The sequence below is a fragment of the Kitasatospora sp. Ki12 genome (assembly GCF_054601375.1).
In genome coordinates this window covers 2761560-2778134 of sequence record NZ_BAAIHT010000001.1, presented here as the reverse complement: position 1 = coordinate 2778134, position 16575 = coordinate 2761560, and the positions used below count along the sequence as shown (strand labels likewise).

14 protein-coding genes are annotated in these 16575 nt (G+C 71.0%); 9 read left to right on the top strand and 5 right to left on the bottom strand.

The features are described from left to right. Positions 1–3: 3 nt before the first annotated feature. The 4 genes from ACYP53_RS12225 to ACYP53_RS12210 all read right to left on the bottom strand — a co-directional run bounded on the left by ACYP53_RS12225 (position 4) and on the right by ACYP53_RS12210 (position 6264). Positions 4–1584, bottom strand: a complete 1581-nt coding sequence (locus tag ACYP53_RS12225) for an ABC transporter ATP-binding protein (protein WP_459647380.1) — start codon at positions 1582–1584, stop codon at positions 4–6. Between the two features lie 292 nt (positions 1585–1876). Beyond that, a complete protein-coding gene (locus tag ACYP53_RS12220) occupies positions 1877–2938 on the bottom strand; it encodes a BMP family lipoprotein (RefSeq protein ID WP_189916141.1) in 1062 nt (353 codons plus the stop codon). A gap of 258 nt (positions 2939–3196) precedes the next feature. Then, positions 3197–4462 carry an amidohydrolase gene (locus ACYP53_RS12215; RefSeq protein ID WP_189916140.1) on the bottom strand — a complete coding sequence of 422 codons (1266 nt, stop codon included), beginning with the start codon at positions 4460–4462 and terminating at the stop codon, positions 3197–3199. Positions 4463–4674: 212 nt separating this feature from the next. Further along, positions 4675–6264 carry an acyl-CoA mutase large subunit family protein gene (locus tag ACYP53_RS12210; RefSeq protein WP_459647379.1) on the bottom strand — a complete coding sequence of 530 codons (1590 nt, stop codon included), beginning with the start codon at positions 6262–6264 and terminating at the stop codon, positions 4675–4677. 121 nt (positions 6265–6385) lie between these two features. Between ACYP53_RS12210 and ACYP53_RS12205 the strand changes: the two genes are divergently transcribed. The 8 genes from ACYP53_RS12205 (at position 6386) to ACYP53_RS12170 (ending at position 14943) form a co-directional block, all read left to right on the top strand. Beyond that, the gene (locus tag ACYP53_RS12205) at positions 6386–7126 is read left to right on the top strand and encodes an SDR family oxidoreductase (RefSeq protein ID WP_189916138.1); all 741 of its coding nucleotides are present in this window, start codon (positions 6386–6388) and stop codon (positions 7124–7126) included. A 66-nt stretch (positions 7127–7192) separates the two neighbouring features. Next, positions 7193–8854 (top strand): alpha/beta hydrolase, encoded by a 1662-nt coding sequence (locus ACYP53_RS12200; RefSeq protein WP_459647378.1) that lies wholly within the window; start codon positions 7193–7195, stop codon positions 8852–8854. A gap of 321 nt (positions 8855–9175) precedes the next feature. Beyond that, complete coding sequence (locus ACYP53_RS12195; RefSeq protein ID WP_033332396.1) at positions 9176–9661, top strand: 2-oxo-4-hydroxy-4-carboxy-5-ureidoimidazoline decarboxylase; 486 nt, start codon at positions 9176–9178, stop codon at positions 9659–9661. A gap of 298 nt (positions 9662–9959) precedes the next feature. Beyond that, complete coding sequence (gene sdhC / locus ACYP53_RS12190; protein WP_189916136.1) at positions 9960–10340, top strand: succinate dehydrogenase, cytochrome b556 subunit; 381 nt, start codon at positions 9960–9962, stop codon at positions 10338–10340. An 8-nt stretch (positions 10341–10348) separates the two neighbouring features. Next, positions 10349–10840 (top strand): succinate dehydrogenase, hydrophobic membrane anchor protein, encoded by a 492-nt coding sequence (gene sdhD, locus ACYP53_RS12185; protein WP_189916135.1) that lies wholly within the window; start codon positions 10349–10351, stop codon positions 10838–10840. A gap of 51 nt (positions 10841–10891) precedes the next feature. Then, positions 10892–12634, top strand: a complete 1743-nt coding sequence (sdhA, locus tag ACYP53_RS12180) for a succinate dehydrogenase flavoprotein subunit (protein WP_189916134.1) — start codon at positions 10892–10894, stop codon at positions 12632–12634. Next, positions 12634–13407: a succinate dehydrogenase iron-sulfur subunit gene (locus ACYP53_RS12175; protein ID WP_189916133.1), complete on the top strand. Its 774-nt coding sequence runs from the start codon at positions 12634–12636 to the stop codon at positions 13405–13407. Before sdhA ends, ACYP53_RS12175 begins: the two co-directional genes overlap by 1 nt. A 345-nt stretch (positions 13408–13752) precedes the next feature. After that, positions 13753–14943: an IS110 family RNA-guided transposase gene (locus ACYP53_RS12170; protein WP_387959312.1), complete on the top strand. Its 1191-nt coding sequence runs from the start codon at positions 13753–13755 to the stop codon at positions 14941–14943. Positions 14944–14951: 8 nt separating this feature from the next. Here the strand turns inward: ACYP53_RS12170 and ACYP53_RS12165 are convergent, their stop codons facing one another. Next, the gene (locus tag ACYP53_RS12165; protein WP_459647377.1) at positions 14952–15209 is read right to left on the bottom strand and encodes an SCO4848 family membrane protein; all 258 of its coding nucleotides are present in this window, start codon (positions 15207–15209) and stop codon (positions 14952–14954) included. A gap of 142 nt (positions 15210–15351) precedes the next feature. Here ACYP53_RS12165 and ACYP53_RS12160 point away from each other — a divergent pair, with 142 nt between their 5' ends. Continuing rightward, positions 15352–16554, top strand: coding sequence for a D-alanyl-D-alanine carboxypeptidase family protein (locus ACYP53_RS12160; RefSeq protein WP_459647376.1), 1203 nt, complete (start codon positions 15352–15354; stop codon positions 16552–16554). The last annotated feature ends 21 nt before the right edge of the window (positions 16555–16575 follow it).

The window sequence follows — 16575 nt, the reverse complement described above, 5'->3', positions numbered from 1 at the left end:
TGGCTACTCCCCCGCCTGCGAGTCGTCGGCGGTGTCGGTGGGCGGGTGCTCGGCCTCGGCCTCGGTGCCCTCGGCGGCGACGGCCTGCGCCTCGGCGACGGCCTCCGGCTCGGACTCGATGTGGCCGCTGGCCGCACCGGTCATCGCGGTGCCCAGGTCCTCGGCGGTCACGGTGGCCGGGTCTGCGTCGGCGACCAGGCGGCCGCGGTAGATGACCCGGATGGTGTCGGAGAGCCCGATCAGCTCGTCCAGGTCGGCGGAGATCAGCAGGACGGCCAGGCCGGCCCGCTGGGCGACCCGGATGTGCTCCCAGATCTGGGCCTGCGCGCCGACGTCGACGCCGCGGGTGGGGTGCGCGGCGATCAGCAGCTTGGGCTGGTGGCTCATCTCGCGGCCGATGATCAGCTTCTGCTGGTTGCCGCCGGAGAGGGAGGCCGCGGTGACCTCGATGCCGGGGGTGCGGACGTCGAACTCCTCGACGATCCGCAGGGTGTCCGTCCGGGCCGCGCCGGGGTCGAGCAGCACGCCCTTGGAGTTGGGCTCCTCGGTGACGTGGCCGAGGATGCGGTTCTCCCAGAGCGGGGCCTCCAGCAGCAGGCCGTGCTTGTGGCGGTCCTCGGGGATGTACCCGATGCCGGCCTCGCGGCGGGCCCGGGTGAGGGTGCCGGAGAGGTCCTTGCCGTCCAGGGTGACGGTGCCGCCGTCCAGCGGCAGCATGCCCATGATGGCCTCGACCAGCTCGGCCTGACCGTTGCCCTCGACACCCGCGATGCCGAGGATCTCGCCCTTGTGGATGCGCAGCGAGATGTCGTCCAGGACGACGCGCTCGATGCCCTCGGCGTCGGTCTTGGCGATCCGCAGGTCCTTGACGTCGAGCATCTCGGTCGCGGTGACGGTCGACTCGCGGCTCTCCGGGGAGGGCAGCTCGGCGCCGACCATCATCTCAGCGAGCTGGCGGGCGGTGACGGCCTTCGGGTCGGCGTCGCCCACCGTGGTGCCGCGCCGGATGACGCTGATCGCGTCGGCGACCGCCAGCACCTCGTGCAGCTTGTGCGAGATGAAGATGACCGTGACGCCCTCGGACTTGAGCTCGCGCAGGTTGTCGAACAGCGCGTCGACCTCCTGCGGGACGAGGACGGCCGTGGGCTCGTCGAGGATCAGGATCTTGGCGCCGCGGTACAGCACCTTGAGGATCTCGACGCGCTGGCGGTCGGCGACGCCGAGGTCCTCGACCAGGGCGTCCGGGCGGACGCCCAGGCCGTACTGGTCGGAGATCTCCTTGATCTTCGCCTTCGCCTTGGCGCCGATGCCGTGGATCTTCTCGCCGCCGAGGACGACGTTCTCCAGCACCGTGAGGTTGTCGGCCAGCATGAAGTGCTGGTGCACCATGCCGATGCCGCGCGAGATCGCGTCGCCGGGGGTGTTGAACTCGCACTGCTCGCCGTTGATCGCGATGGTGCCCTCGTCCGGCTTCTGCATGCCGTAGAGGATCTTCATCAGCGTCGACTTTCCGGCGCCGTTCTCGCCCATCAGGGCGTGCACGGTGCCGGTGCGGACGGTGAGGTTGATGTCGTGGTTGGCCACGACACCGGGGAAGCGCTTGGTGATGCCGCGCAGTTCGACGGCCGGTGTCGCCGTCCCCGCGCTGGGGGTTCCGTCCTTGCGCAGGGGGACGGGGTCGGATGCGGTGATGGCGGTCTCCTGGTGGTCTGGAGGCGCGTCGTTGCGCTCGGAGGGCCAAGGGGGGAAACGGGGAGACGGAACGGGGCCCGGGGGTACGCCTTGAGCGCACCCTGCCGGGCCCCTCCCGTGAACTGTGTCGATCATCGCGCTGCCGGGCAGGCGGCAGGCGCTGTCGCGTCCGAGACGCGCGGTCCTACTGGACCGGCGCGGTCGGGATGGTGGTGGCGCCGCTCTTGATGGCGTCGGCGGCGGCCTTCAGCTTGTCCTGGATGTCGTCGATCTTGCCACCGGTGGTGGCGAGCGAGACACCGTCGGCCTTCAGGTCGAAGAGCTTGATGCCGGTGAAGGCGCTGCCCTTCTTGACCGAGTCGATGTACGCGAAGACCGCGTTGTCGACGTTCTTGACCATCGAGGTCATGATGCTGTTCTTGTACTTCGCCAGGGCCGGCTGGCTGGCCTGGTCGGAGTCGACACCGATGGCCAGGGCGCCCTGCTTGTTGGCGACGGCCTCGATGGCGCCGTTGCCGGAGGAGCCGGCGGCGGTGTAGATGATGTCCGCGCCCTTGTCGAGCTGGCCCTGCGCGGCCTCCTTGCCCTTGTCGGGCGAGTTGAAGCCGGTGAAGTCCGGAGGCGTGGTCAGGTAGGTGGTCTCGACCACGATGTTCGGGTCGACGGACTTCACACCCGCCTTGTAACCGGCCTCGAACTTCTTGATCAGCTCGGACTGCACACCGCCGATGAAGCCGACGTGCTTGGCCTTCGACTTGTTGGCGGCGGCAACACCGGCCAGGTACGAACCCTCCTGCTCGGCGAAGAGCAGCGAGGTGACGTTGGACGGCTGGTCCTTGTCGTTCGAGTCGATGATCGCGAACTTGACGTTCGGGTTGTCCTTGGCGACCTTGTTGACCGCCGGCTGGTAGACGAAGCCGACCGCGATGATGGTCTTGTAGCCGGCGTCGACCAGGTTCTTGAGGCGGGTCTCCTTGTCGGCCTCGGCCTCACCGGACTTGGCCTCGGCCTCGGTCACCGAGGCGCCCAGGTCGGACTTGGCCTTGTCGAGACCACGCGCGGCGGAGTCGTTGAACGACTGGTCGCCGCGGCCACCGATGTCGTAGGCCATGCCGACCTTGAGCGAGCCGTCGCCCGAGGCGGAAGAAGAGGTGTTGTCGGTGCTCTTTGCGCCGCAAGCGGCGAGCGAGGCCATGCCCAGGGAACCCGAGAGCACAACCGCGGCGAGCTTCATTGAACGGCGCAAGGGAGTTTCTCCTTCTGACACGCAACCGTTTGGCGTGGTCGGACGCCACCGTAACGCGCGTAGAACACGGTTGTGTTACGGGGTGCCAGAGCATTCGGGTTGTTATCAAACCGTGGTCTGAAGCCTGTCCCGAGGCTCTACACCCCTGCACGGATGGTGGTCCGAGGTTGGTTCGGCCCAGTTTACGGAACCGCCACCGAACCCCGAATCCGACAAACCGCCCACGTGTCGGCTCCCCGACCCGTGGGCGGCGCCCGGTCAGTCGCCTTCCACCTCCAGGGCCAGCGCCGCGAACAGCTCGGTGCCGATGCCGATCGCCCGCTCGTCCACGTCGAACCGGCCCTGGTGCAGGTCGCGCACGGCGGTGTCGCCGGGGGCGCGGACACCCAGCCGGGCCAGCGCGCCCGGGGCGTGCTCCAGGTACCAGGAGAAGTCCTCGCCGCCCAGGCTCTGCTCGGTGCCCTCCACGACCGTCGCGGGCTCGTGTCGATCGGTCAGCCCGAACCGGGCGTGCATCGCCGCGTCCAGCAGCGCGACCGAGACCGCCTCGTTGACCACCGGCGGCACGCCGCGGTGGTAGTCCAGCGTCCACTTGGCCCGGTAGGTCTCGGCGAGCTTGGCGATCAGCTCGTGCAGCAGGTCCGGCGCCTCCCGCCAGCCGTCCAGCTCCAGGCAGCGGACGGTGCCCTCCAGCTCGGCGTGCTGCGGGATGACGTTGGGCGCGGAGCCGGAGGCGATCCGGCCCCAGACCAGGCTGACGCCCCAGCGCGGGTCCATCCGGCGGGCGAGCGCGCCGGGGAGCTCGGCGGCCATCCGGGCCACCGCGGTCACCAGGTCGGTGGTCAGGTGCGGGCGGGCGGTGTGCCCGCCGGGGCCGTCCAGGTGCAGCACCAGGCGGTCGCAGGCCGAGGTGATCGCGCCGGTGCGCAGGGCGATCCGGCCGACCTCCACCTTCGGGTCGCAGTGCACCGCGAAGATCCGGCCCACGCCGTCCATCCCGCCGGCCTTGATCACGTCCAGCGCGCCGCCGGGCATGACCTCCTCGGCCGGCTGGAAGACCAGCCGGACCGGGCGGCGCAGCTCGCCGCTGCGGGCGGCCTCGGCCAGCACCAGGCCGGTGCCGAGCACCACCGAGGTGTGCACGTCGTGCCCGCAGGCGTGGGCCCGGCCGGGGACGGTCGAGCGGTACGGCACGTCGGTCTTGGCGTCGTCGATGGGCAGCGCGTCGATGTCGGCGCGGAAGGCCAGGAACTCGGCGCCCGGGGCGGTGCCGGCCGGGACGATGTCGACGATCAGCCCGGTGCCGCCGGGCAGCACCCGGGGTTCGAGGCCGGCGGCGACCAGCCGGTCGCGCAGCAACCCGGTGGTGCGGAACTCCTGGCGGCCCAGCTCCGGATGCCGGTGCAGATCACGGCGGAAGGCGATCAGCTCGGGCTCCAGCCCCCTGACCCGGTCGCGCAGTTCGACAACGGGGCGTGCGGCGGCGAGGGTGGCGCCCGGCTGAGCGGGCTCAGGACGGTTCATCTCCCCAATCGTAGGCCTGTTGGGGGGATTTGGCCCGACTTCCGGAAAATCAGTCCCCGGATGGGCGCATACCGGCCGGACAGGTGGGTATGACATCTCGTTTCAGCCGCCTTCCCCGGATTGCTTGCCCTGTGCAACGATCACCCGGGCCGGCGGTCACGGCCGCCATCGCCTTGACGACTCCCGGCCGTTGACGGCCGTTCAGGCGAATCTCAGAAGCGCTCCACCGGGACGTACGTCCCCCACACCTCCCGCAGCGCGTCGCACACCTCGCCGACGGTCGCCCGGGCGGCCAGCGCCTCCTTCATCGGGTACAGCACGTTCTCCGGCCCCTCGGCCGTCCGGCGCAACGCGTCCAGCGTCCGGGTGACGGCGCCGGCCGAGCGCTCGGCCCGCAGCCGGGCCAGCCGGTCGGCCTGCTGCCGTTCGACCGCCGGGTCCACCCGCAGCGGCCGGTACGGCTCCTCCGTGTCCGACCGGAAGCGGTTGACGCCGACCACGGTCCGCTCGCCGGAGTCGGTCTCCTGCTGGACCCGGTAGGCGGTGCGTTCGATCTCGCCCTTCTGGAAGCCCCGTTCGATCGCGGCCACCGCGCCGCCCTGGTCCTCGATCCGGTCCATCAGCGCCAGGACGGCGGCCTCCACCTCGTCGGTGAGCGACTCGACGGCGTACGAACCCGCGAACGGATCGACGGTGGCGGTCACGTCGGTCTCGTGGGCGAGCACCTGCTGGGTCCGCAGGGCGAGCCGGGCGGCCTTCTCGGTGGGCAGGGCGATCGCCTCGTCGTAGCTGTTCGTGTGCAGCGACTGGGTCCCGCCGAACACCGCGGCGAGCGCCTGCAGGGTGACCCTGGCCAGGTTGACCTCGGGCTGCTGCGCGGTGAGCTGCACCCCGGCGGTCTGGGTGTGGAAGCGCAGCATCTGCGAGCGGGGATCCTCCGCACCGAAGCCATCGCGCATGACTCTGGCCCAAATCCTGCGCGCGGCACGGAACTTGGCCACTTCCTCCAGAAGCGTCGTGCGGGCCACGAAGAAGAACGAGAGCCGCGGCGCGAAGTCGTCCACGGCCATCCCGGCGGCGATCGCGGTGCGGACGTAGGCGATGCCGTTGGCCAGGGTGAAGGCGATCTCCTGCGCGGGACCGGCCCCGGCCTCGGCCATGTGGTAGCCGGAGACGGAGATGGTGTTCCAGCGCGGCATCTCGGCCCGGCAGTACCGGAACACGTCGGCGACCAGCCGCAGCGAGGGCTGCGGCGGGAAGATGTACGTGCCGCGGGCGATGTACTCCTTCAGCACGTCGTTCTGGACCGTCCCGGTGAGCGCCGCCGGCGCCACCCCCTGGGCCTCGCCGACCAGCCGGTAGAGGAGCAGGAGCGGCGCGGCCGGCGCGTTGATCGTCATCGAGGTGGAGACCTCGCCGAGCGGGATGCCGTCGAACAGCACCGCCATGTCCTCGACGCTGTCCACCGCCACCCCCACCCTGCCGACCTCCCCGGCCGCGAGCGGGGCGTCCGAGTCGTGGCCCATCTGGGTGGGCAGGTCGAAGGCGACCGACAGGCCGGTGCCGCCGCCCGCGATCAGCTGCCGGTAGCGGGCGTTGGACTCGGCGGCGGTGCCGAAGCCCGCGTACTGGCGCATCGTCCAGAGCCGGCCGGTGTACATGGTCGGGTGGACGCCCCGGGTGAAGGGGTACTCCCCCGGCCGCCCCAGCCGGACCGCCGGGTCCCAGCCGGCCGGATCCCCGGGGCCGTACAGCGGCTCGACGTCGAATCCCGACTCGGCCCGGCGGGGCGCGGCGGCCATGGGTCCCTCCACGGGGTCGGCGGGCACTGGTCCTCGCGCTCCAGGGTCCCGGCCCGCCCGCCGGGACGCCGAGGCGGTTGAGATGATCGGGTGAACGACCGATGAGCCCCAGGGAGTGGCAATGACCGAGCAGAAGGTGGCCGTGGTCACCGGTGCCAGCAGCGGAATCGGCGCGGCTACCGCCCGCCGGCTGGCGGCCGAGGGCTTCGACGTGGTGCTGACCGCCCGCCGCACCGAGCGGATCGAGGCACTGGCCAAGGAGATCGGCGGCCGCGCCCACACCGTGGACGTCACCGACCGGGCCGCCGTGGACGCCTTCGCCGCCGAGGTCGGCCGGGTGGACGTCCTGGTGAACAACGCCGGCGGCGCGATCGGCGCCGAGACGGTGGAGCACGGCGACCCGGCCGACTGGCGGGCGATGTACGAGGTGAACGTGCTCGGCGTGCTGCACATGACGCAGGCGCTGCTGCCGGCCCTGCGGGCCACCGGCGACGGCACGGTGCTGGTGCTCTCCTCGACCGCCGCGCTGACCGCGTACGAGGGCGGCGGCGGCTACGTCGCCGCCAAGCACGCCGCGCACACCATCGCGGCGACGCTGCGGCTGGAGCTGTGCGGGGAGCCGATCCGGGTGATCGAGATCGCGCCCGGGATGGTGAAGTCCGAGGGCTTCGCGATCACCCGCTTCCGCGGCGACGAGTCCAAGGCGGCCGCCGTGTACGCGGGCGTGGCCGAGCCGCTGACCGCCGAGGACATCGCGGACACCGTGGCGTGGACGGTCACCCGGCCGTCGCACGTGAACATCGACCTGCTGGTGGTCCGCCCCCGGGCGCAGGCCGCCAACCACAAGGTCCACCGCGGCTGATCCGGGCCGGCGGGCGGGCCGGGGGCGATGATCGAACGCGTCACCACCCAGTGGTACACACGTGCGATGAGAACCTTCCGGGCCGCCCGCCCACGAGTCCTGCTGACCGCGGTGGCGGCGGGCACCCTCCTCCTCACCGCCGCCTGCGACGGCGCCGCCCAGCCCGCCCAGGACCGGGCCGCCGGCACCTCCGCGCCCGCCGCCGCGAGCTCCGCGGCCACCCCGGCGCCGACCGCCCCGGCCACCGCCAAGGCCACCGGCGAGGCCGACCCGGCTCTCAAGCCCTTCTACGGCCAGCAGATCGCCTGGGCCGCCTGCCCGGCCGACCCCAAGGCCGCGAAGATCAAGATCGACACCTCCGAGCTGCAGTGCGGCAAGCTGCACGTCCCGCTCGACTACGCCAACCCGGCCACCGACGCGATCGACCTCGCGCTGATCAAGTACCCGGCCGCCAAGCCGAGCCAGCGGGTCGGCTCGCTGATGGTCAACCCCGGCGGTCCCGGCGGCTCCGGCATCGAGATGGTCGAGTACGGCGCCAAGGACTTCATCGGCACCCTGCACAACCGCTTCGACGTGATCGGCTTCGACCCGCGCGGCACCGGCCAGAGCGCCCCGATCGTCTGCTACGACGACAAGCAGCACGACGCCGCCGAGCAGGAGGACGAGCCGCTGGACCCGGCCGAGCGCAAGGCCGCCCACGTCAAGCAGTCCACCGACCACGCCGCCGCCTGCCAGGCCAGGTCCGGCCGGCTGCTGCCCTTCGTCGGCACCCGCAACACCGCCCGCGACCTCGACGTGCTGCGCGCCGTCGTGGGCGACAAGAAGCTCAACTACCTGGGCATCTCCTACGGCACCTACCTCGGCGCCCTCTACGCCGAGGAGTTCCCGAAGAACACCGGCCGACTGGTCCTGGACGGCGCCGTCGACCCCGCCCAGGACACCCTGGACCACGGCGTCGACCAGCAGGTCGGCTTCGAGAAGTCCTTCGAGCGCTTCGCCGCCGACTGCGTGGAGAACCACGCCGCCGAGTGCCCGCTCGGCAAGGACAAGGCCACGGCCGCCAAGAAGGCCGCCGACTTCCTCGACGGCCTCCACGACAACCCGCTGACCGCCAAGGACGGCCGCAAGCTCGGCCGCGACCTGGCCTGGACCGGAACCATCCAGATGCTCTACGGCGACGAGAAGTCCTCCTGGCAGTACCTGCGGGTCGGCCTCGGCATGGCGATGCAGATGAAGCGCGCCGACCTGCTGCTGGCCTTCGCCGACGACTACAACGGCCGCGACGAGAACGGCCACTACAGCCCGATGGAGGAGGCCAACGGCGCGATCGGCTGCGCCGACGCCGCCCGCCCCGCCCCCACCCCCGAGCACGCCAAGGCCGCGGTGGACCGGCTGCTCGCCGAGGCGCCGCTGCTCTCCAGGGGCGTCACGGTGGACGACTACAGCGAGCCCGGCTGCGCCTACTGGCCGTTCAAGACGCAGGAGAAGCCGCACCCGATCCGGGCCGAGGGCAGCGCCCCGATCCTGGTGGTCGGCTCCACCGGCGACCCGGCCACCCCGTACGCCTCCGCCGAGTCGCTGGCCAAGGGCTTCGCGAACGCCACCCTGCTCACCCGGGTCGGCGAGGGACACGGCGCCTTCGGCAAGGGCAACACCTGCATCGACCGGGCCCTGGAGGACTACCTGACCGAGGGCACCATGCCGGCCACGGGCACCCGCTGCGACTGAGCCGACCGCCGGGCCGGGCGCCGAGCCGACCTGGGCCGATTAGCAGAAGAAGGTGGGGAGGGCGCTGACACGCAGGTGTCAACGTCACAACTTGATAGCTCGTCCGGATGAATTCGGCGCGCGCCCTCCCTAACTGATGACGGCTCAACTACCTTGGAGACGCTGCCCCACCGGCGCCGAGCGCCCCGCCGCAGCCCCATACTTCACGTGCTTCACCACCCCACATCACCGGCACCTTCCCGCCCTCACGAGGAGGACCCGCTGGCCAGCGACATCCCGTCACAGCGGCTCGACGTCAGAACAGAGCCGACCCTCCTCGGGTTGCACCGCTTCAACGAAGCCGACGCCGGCGCCGCCGAGGAGGCCCTGCTGGCCTGCTGCGGCAGTCACCGCTGGGCCCTGCGGCTCACCGCGCACCGGCCGTACCCCGACATAGAGTCCCTGCTGGCCGCCGCCAGCGAGGCCTCCTACGACCTCCGCCCGGCCGACCTCGCCGAGGCGCTGGCGGACGAGAGCTGGATGCCGCAGCCGCTGCTCGGCATGCGCGCTCCCGGCAGCCAGGCCGCGCACACCGCCCTGCGGGCGGCGCACGCCGCGTACGAGGCCCGGTTCGGCCACGTGTTCGTGGTCTGCCTGGAGGGCGTCGCCCCGGAGGAGATGCTCGACACCGTGCTCTCCTCCATCCGCACCCGGCTGGCCAACGACCCGGACGAGGAGCGGCTGATCGCGGCCGACGAACTCCGCCGGATCGCCCTCACCCGACTGGAGCACCTGGTCGCCACCCACTCGGAGGCCGGGGCGCACTGACCCCGCGTCGCGCGCCCACGCCGTCCGAGTGAACGAGTCGCCCGTACGGGTGAGGCCGACCCGCCGCGCCCCGCACCCTCCGGTGCGGGGCGCGGTCATTTGCTCACCCAGAGTGACCTGATCCGCCCCGGTTCCCGCCGCACTAGGCCAGAAGTGCCTGATTGATCACACCTGGGGCCCCCGGAGGCGGCACGCGAGAAGGCGTCGATAGGATGCTCGCGGCCGGTGGACCGTACCCGGCCGGGCTGACCGACACCGAAGCCGGCCGAGCCCCCAATCGCTTCCGGAGGGTTTTTCCGTGCCGGCTGGAACGCTGTACCGCGGCCGGGAAGGCATGTGGAGCTGGGTGGCTCATCGAGTCACCGGCGTCCTCATCTTCTTCTTCCTGTTCGCCCACGTCCTTGACACCGCCCTCGTCCGAGTGTCGCCGGAGTCCTACGACACCGTCATCCAGACGTACAAGACTCCTCTCGTGAACCTGATGGAGTACGGCCTCGTGGCCGCCATCCTGTTCCACGCGCTGAACGGCCTGCGGGTCGTCGCGGTGGACTTCTGGTCCAAGGGCCCGAAGTACCAGAAGCAGATGCTCTGGACCGTCGTCGGCGTCTGGGTCCTCCTGATGGCCGGCTCCTTCTACGGGATCCTGCAGCACACGCTGATCTCCTGGTTCGGGAAGTGAGTCGAGACATGACCACGGAATACTCCGACGCCATCGTCGTGCCGTCGAAGCAGGCGCACACCGGCAAGGGCCTCGGCACCGGCAACCCGGCCGACGCGTTCGTCATCGAGCCGCCGCGCAAGCGGACGGCCAAGACCCCGCGCCGCACCCGCACCAACTTCGAGATGCTGGCCTGGCTCTTCATGCGCCTGTCCGGTGTCGTCCTGGTCGCCCTGATCCTCGGCCACCTGATCATCATGCTGATCCTCGACGGTGGCGTCTCCAAGATCGGCTTCGCCTTCGTGGCCGGCCGCTGGGCCTCGCCGTTCTGGCAGGGCTGGGACCTCCTGATGCTGTGGCTCGCCATGCTGCACGGCGCCAACGGCATGCGTCAGGTCATCAACGACTACGCCGAGAAGGACTCGACCCGGCTCTGGCTCAAGGGGCTCATGGGTACCGCCACGGTCTTCACCGTGCTGCTGGGCACCCTGGTGATCTTCACCTTCGACCCCAACATCTGAGCCGCGAGCACCATCGACCATCGGCAGAGGCCAGAGGCGAGTTAACCCCCCATGCAGATTCACCAGTACGACACCGTCATCGTCGGCGCCGGCGGCGCCGGCATGCGCGCGGCCATCGAGTCCACGCAGCGCAGCCGCACCGCCGTCCTGACCAAGCTCTACCCCACCCGGTCCCACACCGGCGCGGCCCAGGGCGGCATGTGCGCCGCCCTCGCCAACGTCGAGGAGGACAACTGGGAGTGGCACACCTTCGACACGGTCAAGGGCGGTGACTACCTGGTCGACCAGGACGCCGCCGAGATCATGTGCAAGGAGGCCATCGACGCCGTCCTCGACCTGGAGAAGATGGGCCTGCCCTTCTCCCGCACCGAGCAGGGCCGCATCGACCAGCGCCGCTTCGGCGGTCACTCCCGCAACCACGGCGAGGCCCCGGTCCGCCGCTCGTGCTACGCGGCCGACCGCACCGGCCACATGATCCTCCAGACGCTGTTCCAGAACTGCGTCAAGCACGGCGTCGAGTTCTTCAACGAGTTCTACGTCCTCGACCTGCTGATCAACGAGGGCAAGACCGCCGGCGTCGTCGCCTACGAGCTGGCCACCGGCGAGATCCACGTCTTCCAGGCCAAGTCGGTCGTGTTCGCCTCCGGCGGCACCGGCAAGATGTTCAAGGTCTCCTCGAACGCCCACACCCTCACCGGTGACGGCCAGGCGGTGGCCTACCGCCGCGGCCTGCCCCTGGAGGACATGGAGTTCTTCCAGTTCCACCCGACGGGCATCTGGCGCATGGGCATCCTGCTCACCGAGGGCGCCCGCGGCGAGGGCGGCATCCTGCGCAACAAGGACGGCGAGCGCTTCATGGAGCGCTACGCCCCCGTCATGAAGGACCTCGCGTCCCGTGACGTCTGCTCCCGCGCGATCTACACCGAGATCCGCGAAGGCCGCGGCTGCGGTCCGGACGGCGACCACGTCTACCTGGACCTCACCCACCTGCCGCCGGAGCAGCTGGACGCCAAGCTCCCGGACATCACCGAGTTCGCGCGCACCTACCTCGGCATCGAGCCCTACACGGACCCGATCCCGATCCAGCCCACCGCGCACTACGCCATGGGCGGCATCCCGACCAACGTCGAGGGTGAGGTCCTGCGCAACAACACGGACATCGTCCCGGGCCTGTACGCGGCCGGCGAGGTCGCCTGCGTGTCCGTACACGGCGCCAACCGCCTGGGCACCAACTCGCTCCTGGACATCAACGTGTTCGGCAAGCGCGCGGGCATCGCCGCCGCCGACTACGCCAACGCCAACGAGTTCGTGGAGCTGCCGGAGAACCCGGAGCGGCTCGTCCAGGACATGGTCGACCAGCTGCGCGAGTCCACCGGCACCGAGTCCGTGGGGCAGATCCGCAAGGAGCTGCAGGAGACCATGGACGCCAACGCGATGGTGTACCGCACCGGCGCCACCCTGAAGCAGGCGGTCGAGGACATCGCCGCACTGCGGGCGCGCTTCAAGAACGTCTCCATCCAGGACAAGGGCTTCCGCTACAACACGGACCTCCTGGAGGCCATCGAGCTGGGCAACCTGCTCGACCTGGCCGAGGTGCTCGCCGTCTCCGCGCTGGCCCGCGAGGAGTCCCGCGGCGGCCACTACCGCGAGGACTTCCCGACCCGTGACGACGTGAAGTTCATGCAGCACACCATGGCGTACCAGGAGGTCGCCGCCGACGGCAGCACCTCCATCCGCCTCGACTACAAGCCGGTCGTCACGACCCGCTACCAGCCGATGGAGCGTAAGTACTGATGAGCACTCCGACCATGGAGAAGCACTCGGCCGCTCTGGACGCGGCCGAGGCCGGCGGTACCCAGCTGATCACCGTCACCTTCCGGATCCGCCGGTTCAACCCGGAGGAGCACCCGGACCCGGTGTGGGTCGACTACCAGCTGGAGATGGACCCGAAGGAGCGCGTCCTGGACGCGCTCAACAAGATCAAGTGGGAGCAGGACGGCACCCTCACCTACCGCCGTTCCTGCGCCCACGGCATCTGCGGCTCCGACGCCATGCGGATCAACGGCCGCAACCGGCTGGCGTGCAAGACCCTGATCAAGGACGTCGACCCGGAGAAGCCGATCACGATCGAGGCCATCAAGGGCCTCACGGTCCTCAAGGACCTGGTCGTGGACATGGACCCGTTCTTCCAGGCGTACAAGGACGTCATGCCGTTCCTCATCACCAAGGGGAACGAGCCGACCCGCGAGCGCCTGCAGTCCGCCGAGGACCGCGAGCGCTTCGACGACACCACCAAGTGCATCCTGTGCGCCGCGTGCACGTCGTCCTGCCCGGTCTTCTGGAACGACGGCCAGTACTTCGGCCCGGCCGCCATCGTCAACGCGCACCGCTTCATCTTCGACTCGCGCGACGAGGGTGCCGAGCAGCGCCTGGAGATCCTCAACGACCGCGAGGGCGTGTGGCGCTGCCGCACCACCTTCAACTGCTCCGAGGCCTGCCCCCGTGGCATCGAGGTCACCAAGGCGATCCAGGAAGTGAAGCGGGCGCTGGTCACCCGCCGCTTCTGACCCCCGCCTGACAGCCCGAAGGCCCCCGCCCGATCCTCGGATCGGCCGGGGGCCTTCGGCGTCGCCCGGACTTGCCAGGGGGGACTGACAGGGGCAACGGGATTCAGTCGGTCCTACGTTGTTGATGGGTTGGACGGGCCAGTCGTATGGTCCTGAGGCCCAGAGACGCCGGGTATGGCTTTCAGTCGGTTGCCCTCGATGGTTCCGGTCACCTGGCCGCCCGGCGCCTCACGACGACTCGGCCGCTGATTAGGAGCTGCGAGCCCCTCGGGTGCATCGCTGAGTAGGACCACGCTGGCGAGGTCGTCCGGAGCACTGAGCACGAGCGAGCGACCGGAGGAACAGGTGGCCCAGATCTGGGCGGGCACGGACATCGGCAAGACCCACCACCACTGCGTGGTGCTGGACGCCGAGGGTAGACGGCTGCTGTCGCGCCGGGTGCTGAACGATGAGCCGGAGCTGATGGCCCTGCTCGCCGACGTCCTCGCCCTGGACGAGGACGTGGTCTGGGCAGTGGACGTCGCAGACGGCATGGCCGCCCTGTGGATCAACATCCTGCTCGGCCACGGCCAGCAGCTCGTCTACATACCCGGCCTGGCGGTCAACCGGGCCTCGGCCGGCTACCGGGGCACCGGCAAGACCGACGCCAAGGACGCGACCGTCATCGCCGACCAGGCCCGCATGCGCCGCGACCTCACGGTGCTGCGGCCGGACGACGAGCACGCCGTCGAACTGCGGATCCTCACCGGCCGGCGAGCCGACCTGAGCGCCGACCGCACCCGCCGGATCAACCGCCTGCGCGGCCAACTCACCGGCATCTTCCCCGCGTTGGAGCGATCCCTCGACCTGGACAACCTGGGGCCGCTGATCCTGCTGACCGGCTACCAGACGCCCGCCGCGCTGCGGCGCGCCGGCCGCACCCGGCTGACGACCTGGCTCCGCAACCGCAAGGTCCGCGGCGCCGAGGCCCTGGCCCAGACCGCCACGGAGGCCGCCGAGCGCCAGCACACCACCGTCCCCGGGGAGAAGATCGCCGCACAGGTGATCCACACCCTGGCCAAGGAGGTGATGGGCCTCAACGAGCAGATCGCCGAGATCGACAAGCTCATTGCGGCCCGGTTTCGCGAACACGACCTCGCCGAGGTGATCGCCAGCATGCCCGGCATCGGCCCGCTGCTGGGCGCGGAGTTCCTGGCCGCCACCGCCGGCGACATGAGCCGGTACGGCAGCCCGGACCGCCTGGCCAGCCTGGCCGGAGTCGCGCCGGTCCCGCGCGACTCCGGCCACGTCAGCGGCAACCTGCACCGGCCACGGCGCTACCACCGCGGCCTGCAACGCGTGTTCTACACCTCCGCGCTGATCAGCATCCGCAGCTGCGAGGCATCCCGCCGCTTCTACGAACGCAAGCGCGCCGAGGGCAAGCGCCACACCCAGGCCGTGCTCGCGCTGGCCCGCCGACGAGTGAATGTCCTGTGGGCCCTGATCCGTGACGGACGGTGCTACCAAGGCGACCTCCCAGTCACATCAGCGGCTTGACAACAGCATTAGGAGGTGGCCGGGGTGCGGCGGGTGGCGCGTAGGCCGCGGAGGCCGATGGTGCCGACGGCGATGCCGAGGGCGAAGGAGGTGACGGCGAGCAGGAGGTGGACCCAGAAGAAGGCGGTGGGCTGGGAGTGGTCGCCGTTGGTGAAGGCCTGGCCGCCGGAGTCCTTCCACAGGTTCTTGACGAAGGTGGTCCAGATGATCATCGACCAGACCCCGAAGGCGGTCAGGAACCAGGAGGTGCGGCGGCTGAGCTTCATGGGTGGTCCTCGGCGGGGGGTGTGAAGGCGGTGTGCGTCCCCAGTATGCGCGGGCCGCCGATCGGCGTACGGCGGGCCCCTCCTGCGGAGGACGGGCCCGGTGCGGCGGACGGCCGGGGCCGGGAATGGGTACGGTCTGCTGGTGCCCACACCCCGTCACACGTTCGCCCGCCTGTGCGCCGCGGTCACCGCGGCCCTCCCGCTCCTGCTCGTCGCCCCGACGGCGGTCGCGGCCCCGCGGCAGCCGCCGCCGACCGCGGTCGGCGGCGAGCGGCTGGGGAGCCCCGGGGTCCAGGTCGCCCCGCTGGCGGGAGCCCCGGCACTGCCGACGGACCTCACCGGCCAGTCCTGGATAGTCTCCGACGCGATGTCAGGTGAGGTGCTGGCGGCCTACAACCCGCACCTCAGGCTGCCTCCGGCCAGCACCCTGAAGATCCTCTTCGCGGACACGGTGCTGCCCAAGTTCGACCGCAACGCGGTGCACCGGGTCGCCGACGAGGAGATCCAGGGGATCGGTCCGGGCAGCAGCCTGGTCGGCATCAAGGAGAACCTGGAGTACCGGGTCGAGGACCTGTGGCGCGGGGTGTTCCTGAGCTCGGGCAACGACGCGGTGCACGTCCTGGCGCACATGAACGGCGGCGTCCCGCAGACCGTCGCCGAGATGCAGGCCCGCGCCGAGGCGCTGCAGGCGAGGGACACCAAGGTGGTCTCCCCGGACGGCTACGACATGGACGGCCAGCTCTCCTCGGCCTACGACCTGTCGCTGTTCGCCCGGGCCGGCCTGCGCAACGCGGACTTCCGGATGTACTGCGCCACCCGGGACGCGATGTTCCCGGGCGCGGTCGACAAGAACACCGGCCAGCGCGGCAGCTTCGGCATCGCCAACACCGACCGGCTGCTGGGCAAGTACCCGGGCCTGATCGGGGTGAAGAACGGCACCACCACCAACGCCGGCTCGACCTTCGTCGGCGCCGCCGAGCGCGACGGGCGCACCCTGCTGGTCACGGTGATGCACCCGACGAGCTACCAGAAGGTGTACGACGAGACGGCGGCCCTGCTGGACTGGGGCTTCGCCGCGGCCGGGAAGGTCCAGCCGGTGGGCAGGCTGGTCGACGAGGTCGCGGGCGGCGAGGCCGAGCCGACCGGGCAGGCCGGTGGCGCGGCGGGGACGCCCGCACCGCCGCCGCACCCCTCCCCCGCCACGGCCGGGCCCGCCGCGGCGCCCGCCGCCGGGGGCGACGGGGACGACGGGCTGGGGCCCGTCGGCTGGTCGGCGGTCGTGCTGGCCGGCGGCGGGGCCGGAGCGGGCGCGCTGGTCCTGCGGCGGCGCCGTTCGGCCGGCTGACCGCCGGTCGAGCGGGCGGGC

What these genes read in the sequence shown, in the direction of transcription:
- ACYP53_RS12200 (WP_459647378.1), top strand. Translation starts at nt 7,193, where the DNA reads ATGAGAACCTTCCGGGCCGCCCGCCCACGAGTCCTGCTGACCGCGGTG.
- ACYP53_RS12205 (WP_189916138.1), top strand. Translation starts at nt 6,386, where the DNA reads ATGACCGAGCAGAAGGTGGCCGTGGTCACCGGTGCCAGCAGCGGAATC.
- ACYP53_RS12210 (WP_459647379.1), bottom strand. Translation starts at nt 6,264, where the DNA reads ATGGCCGCCGCGCCCCGCCGGGCCGAGTCGGGATTCGACGTCGAGCCG.
- ACYP53_RS12175 (WP_189916133.1), top strand. Translation starts at nt 12,634, where the DNA reads ATGAGCACTCCGACCATGGAGAAGCACTCGGCCGCTCTGGACGCGGCC.
- sdhA (WP_189916134.1), top strand. Translation starts at nt 10,892, where the DNA reads ATGCAGATTCACCAGTACGACACCGTCATCGTCGGCGCCGGCGGCGCC.
- ACYP53_RS12215 (WP_189916140.1), bottom strand. Translation starts at nt 4,462, where the DNA reads ATGAACCGTCCTGAGCCCGCTCAGCCGGGCGCCACCCTCGCCGCCGCA.
- sdhD (WP_189916135.1), top strand. Translation starts at nt 10,349, where the DNA reads ATGACCACGGAATACTCCGACGCCATCGTCGTGCCGTCGAAGCAGGCG.
- ACYP53_RS12165 (WP_459647377.1), bottom strand. Translation starts at nt 15,209, where the DNA reads ATGAAGCTCAGCCGCCGCACCTCCTGGTTCCTGACCGCCTTCGGGGTC.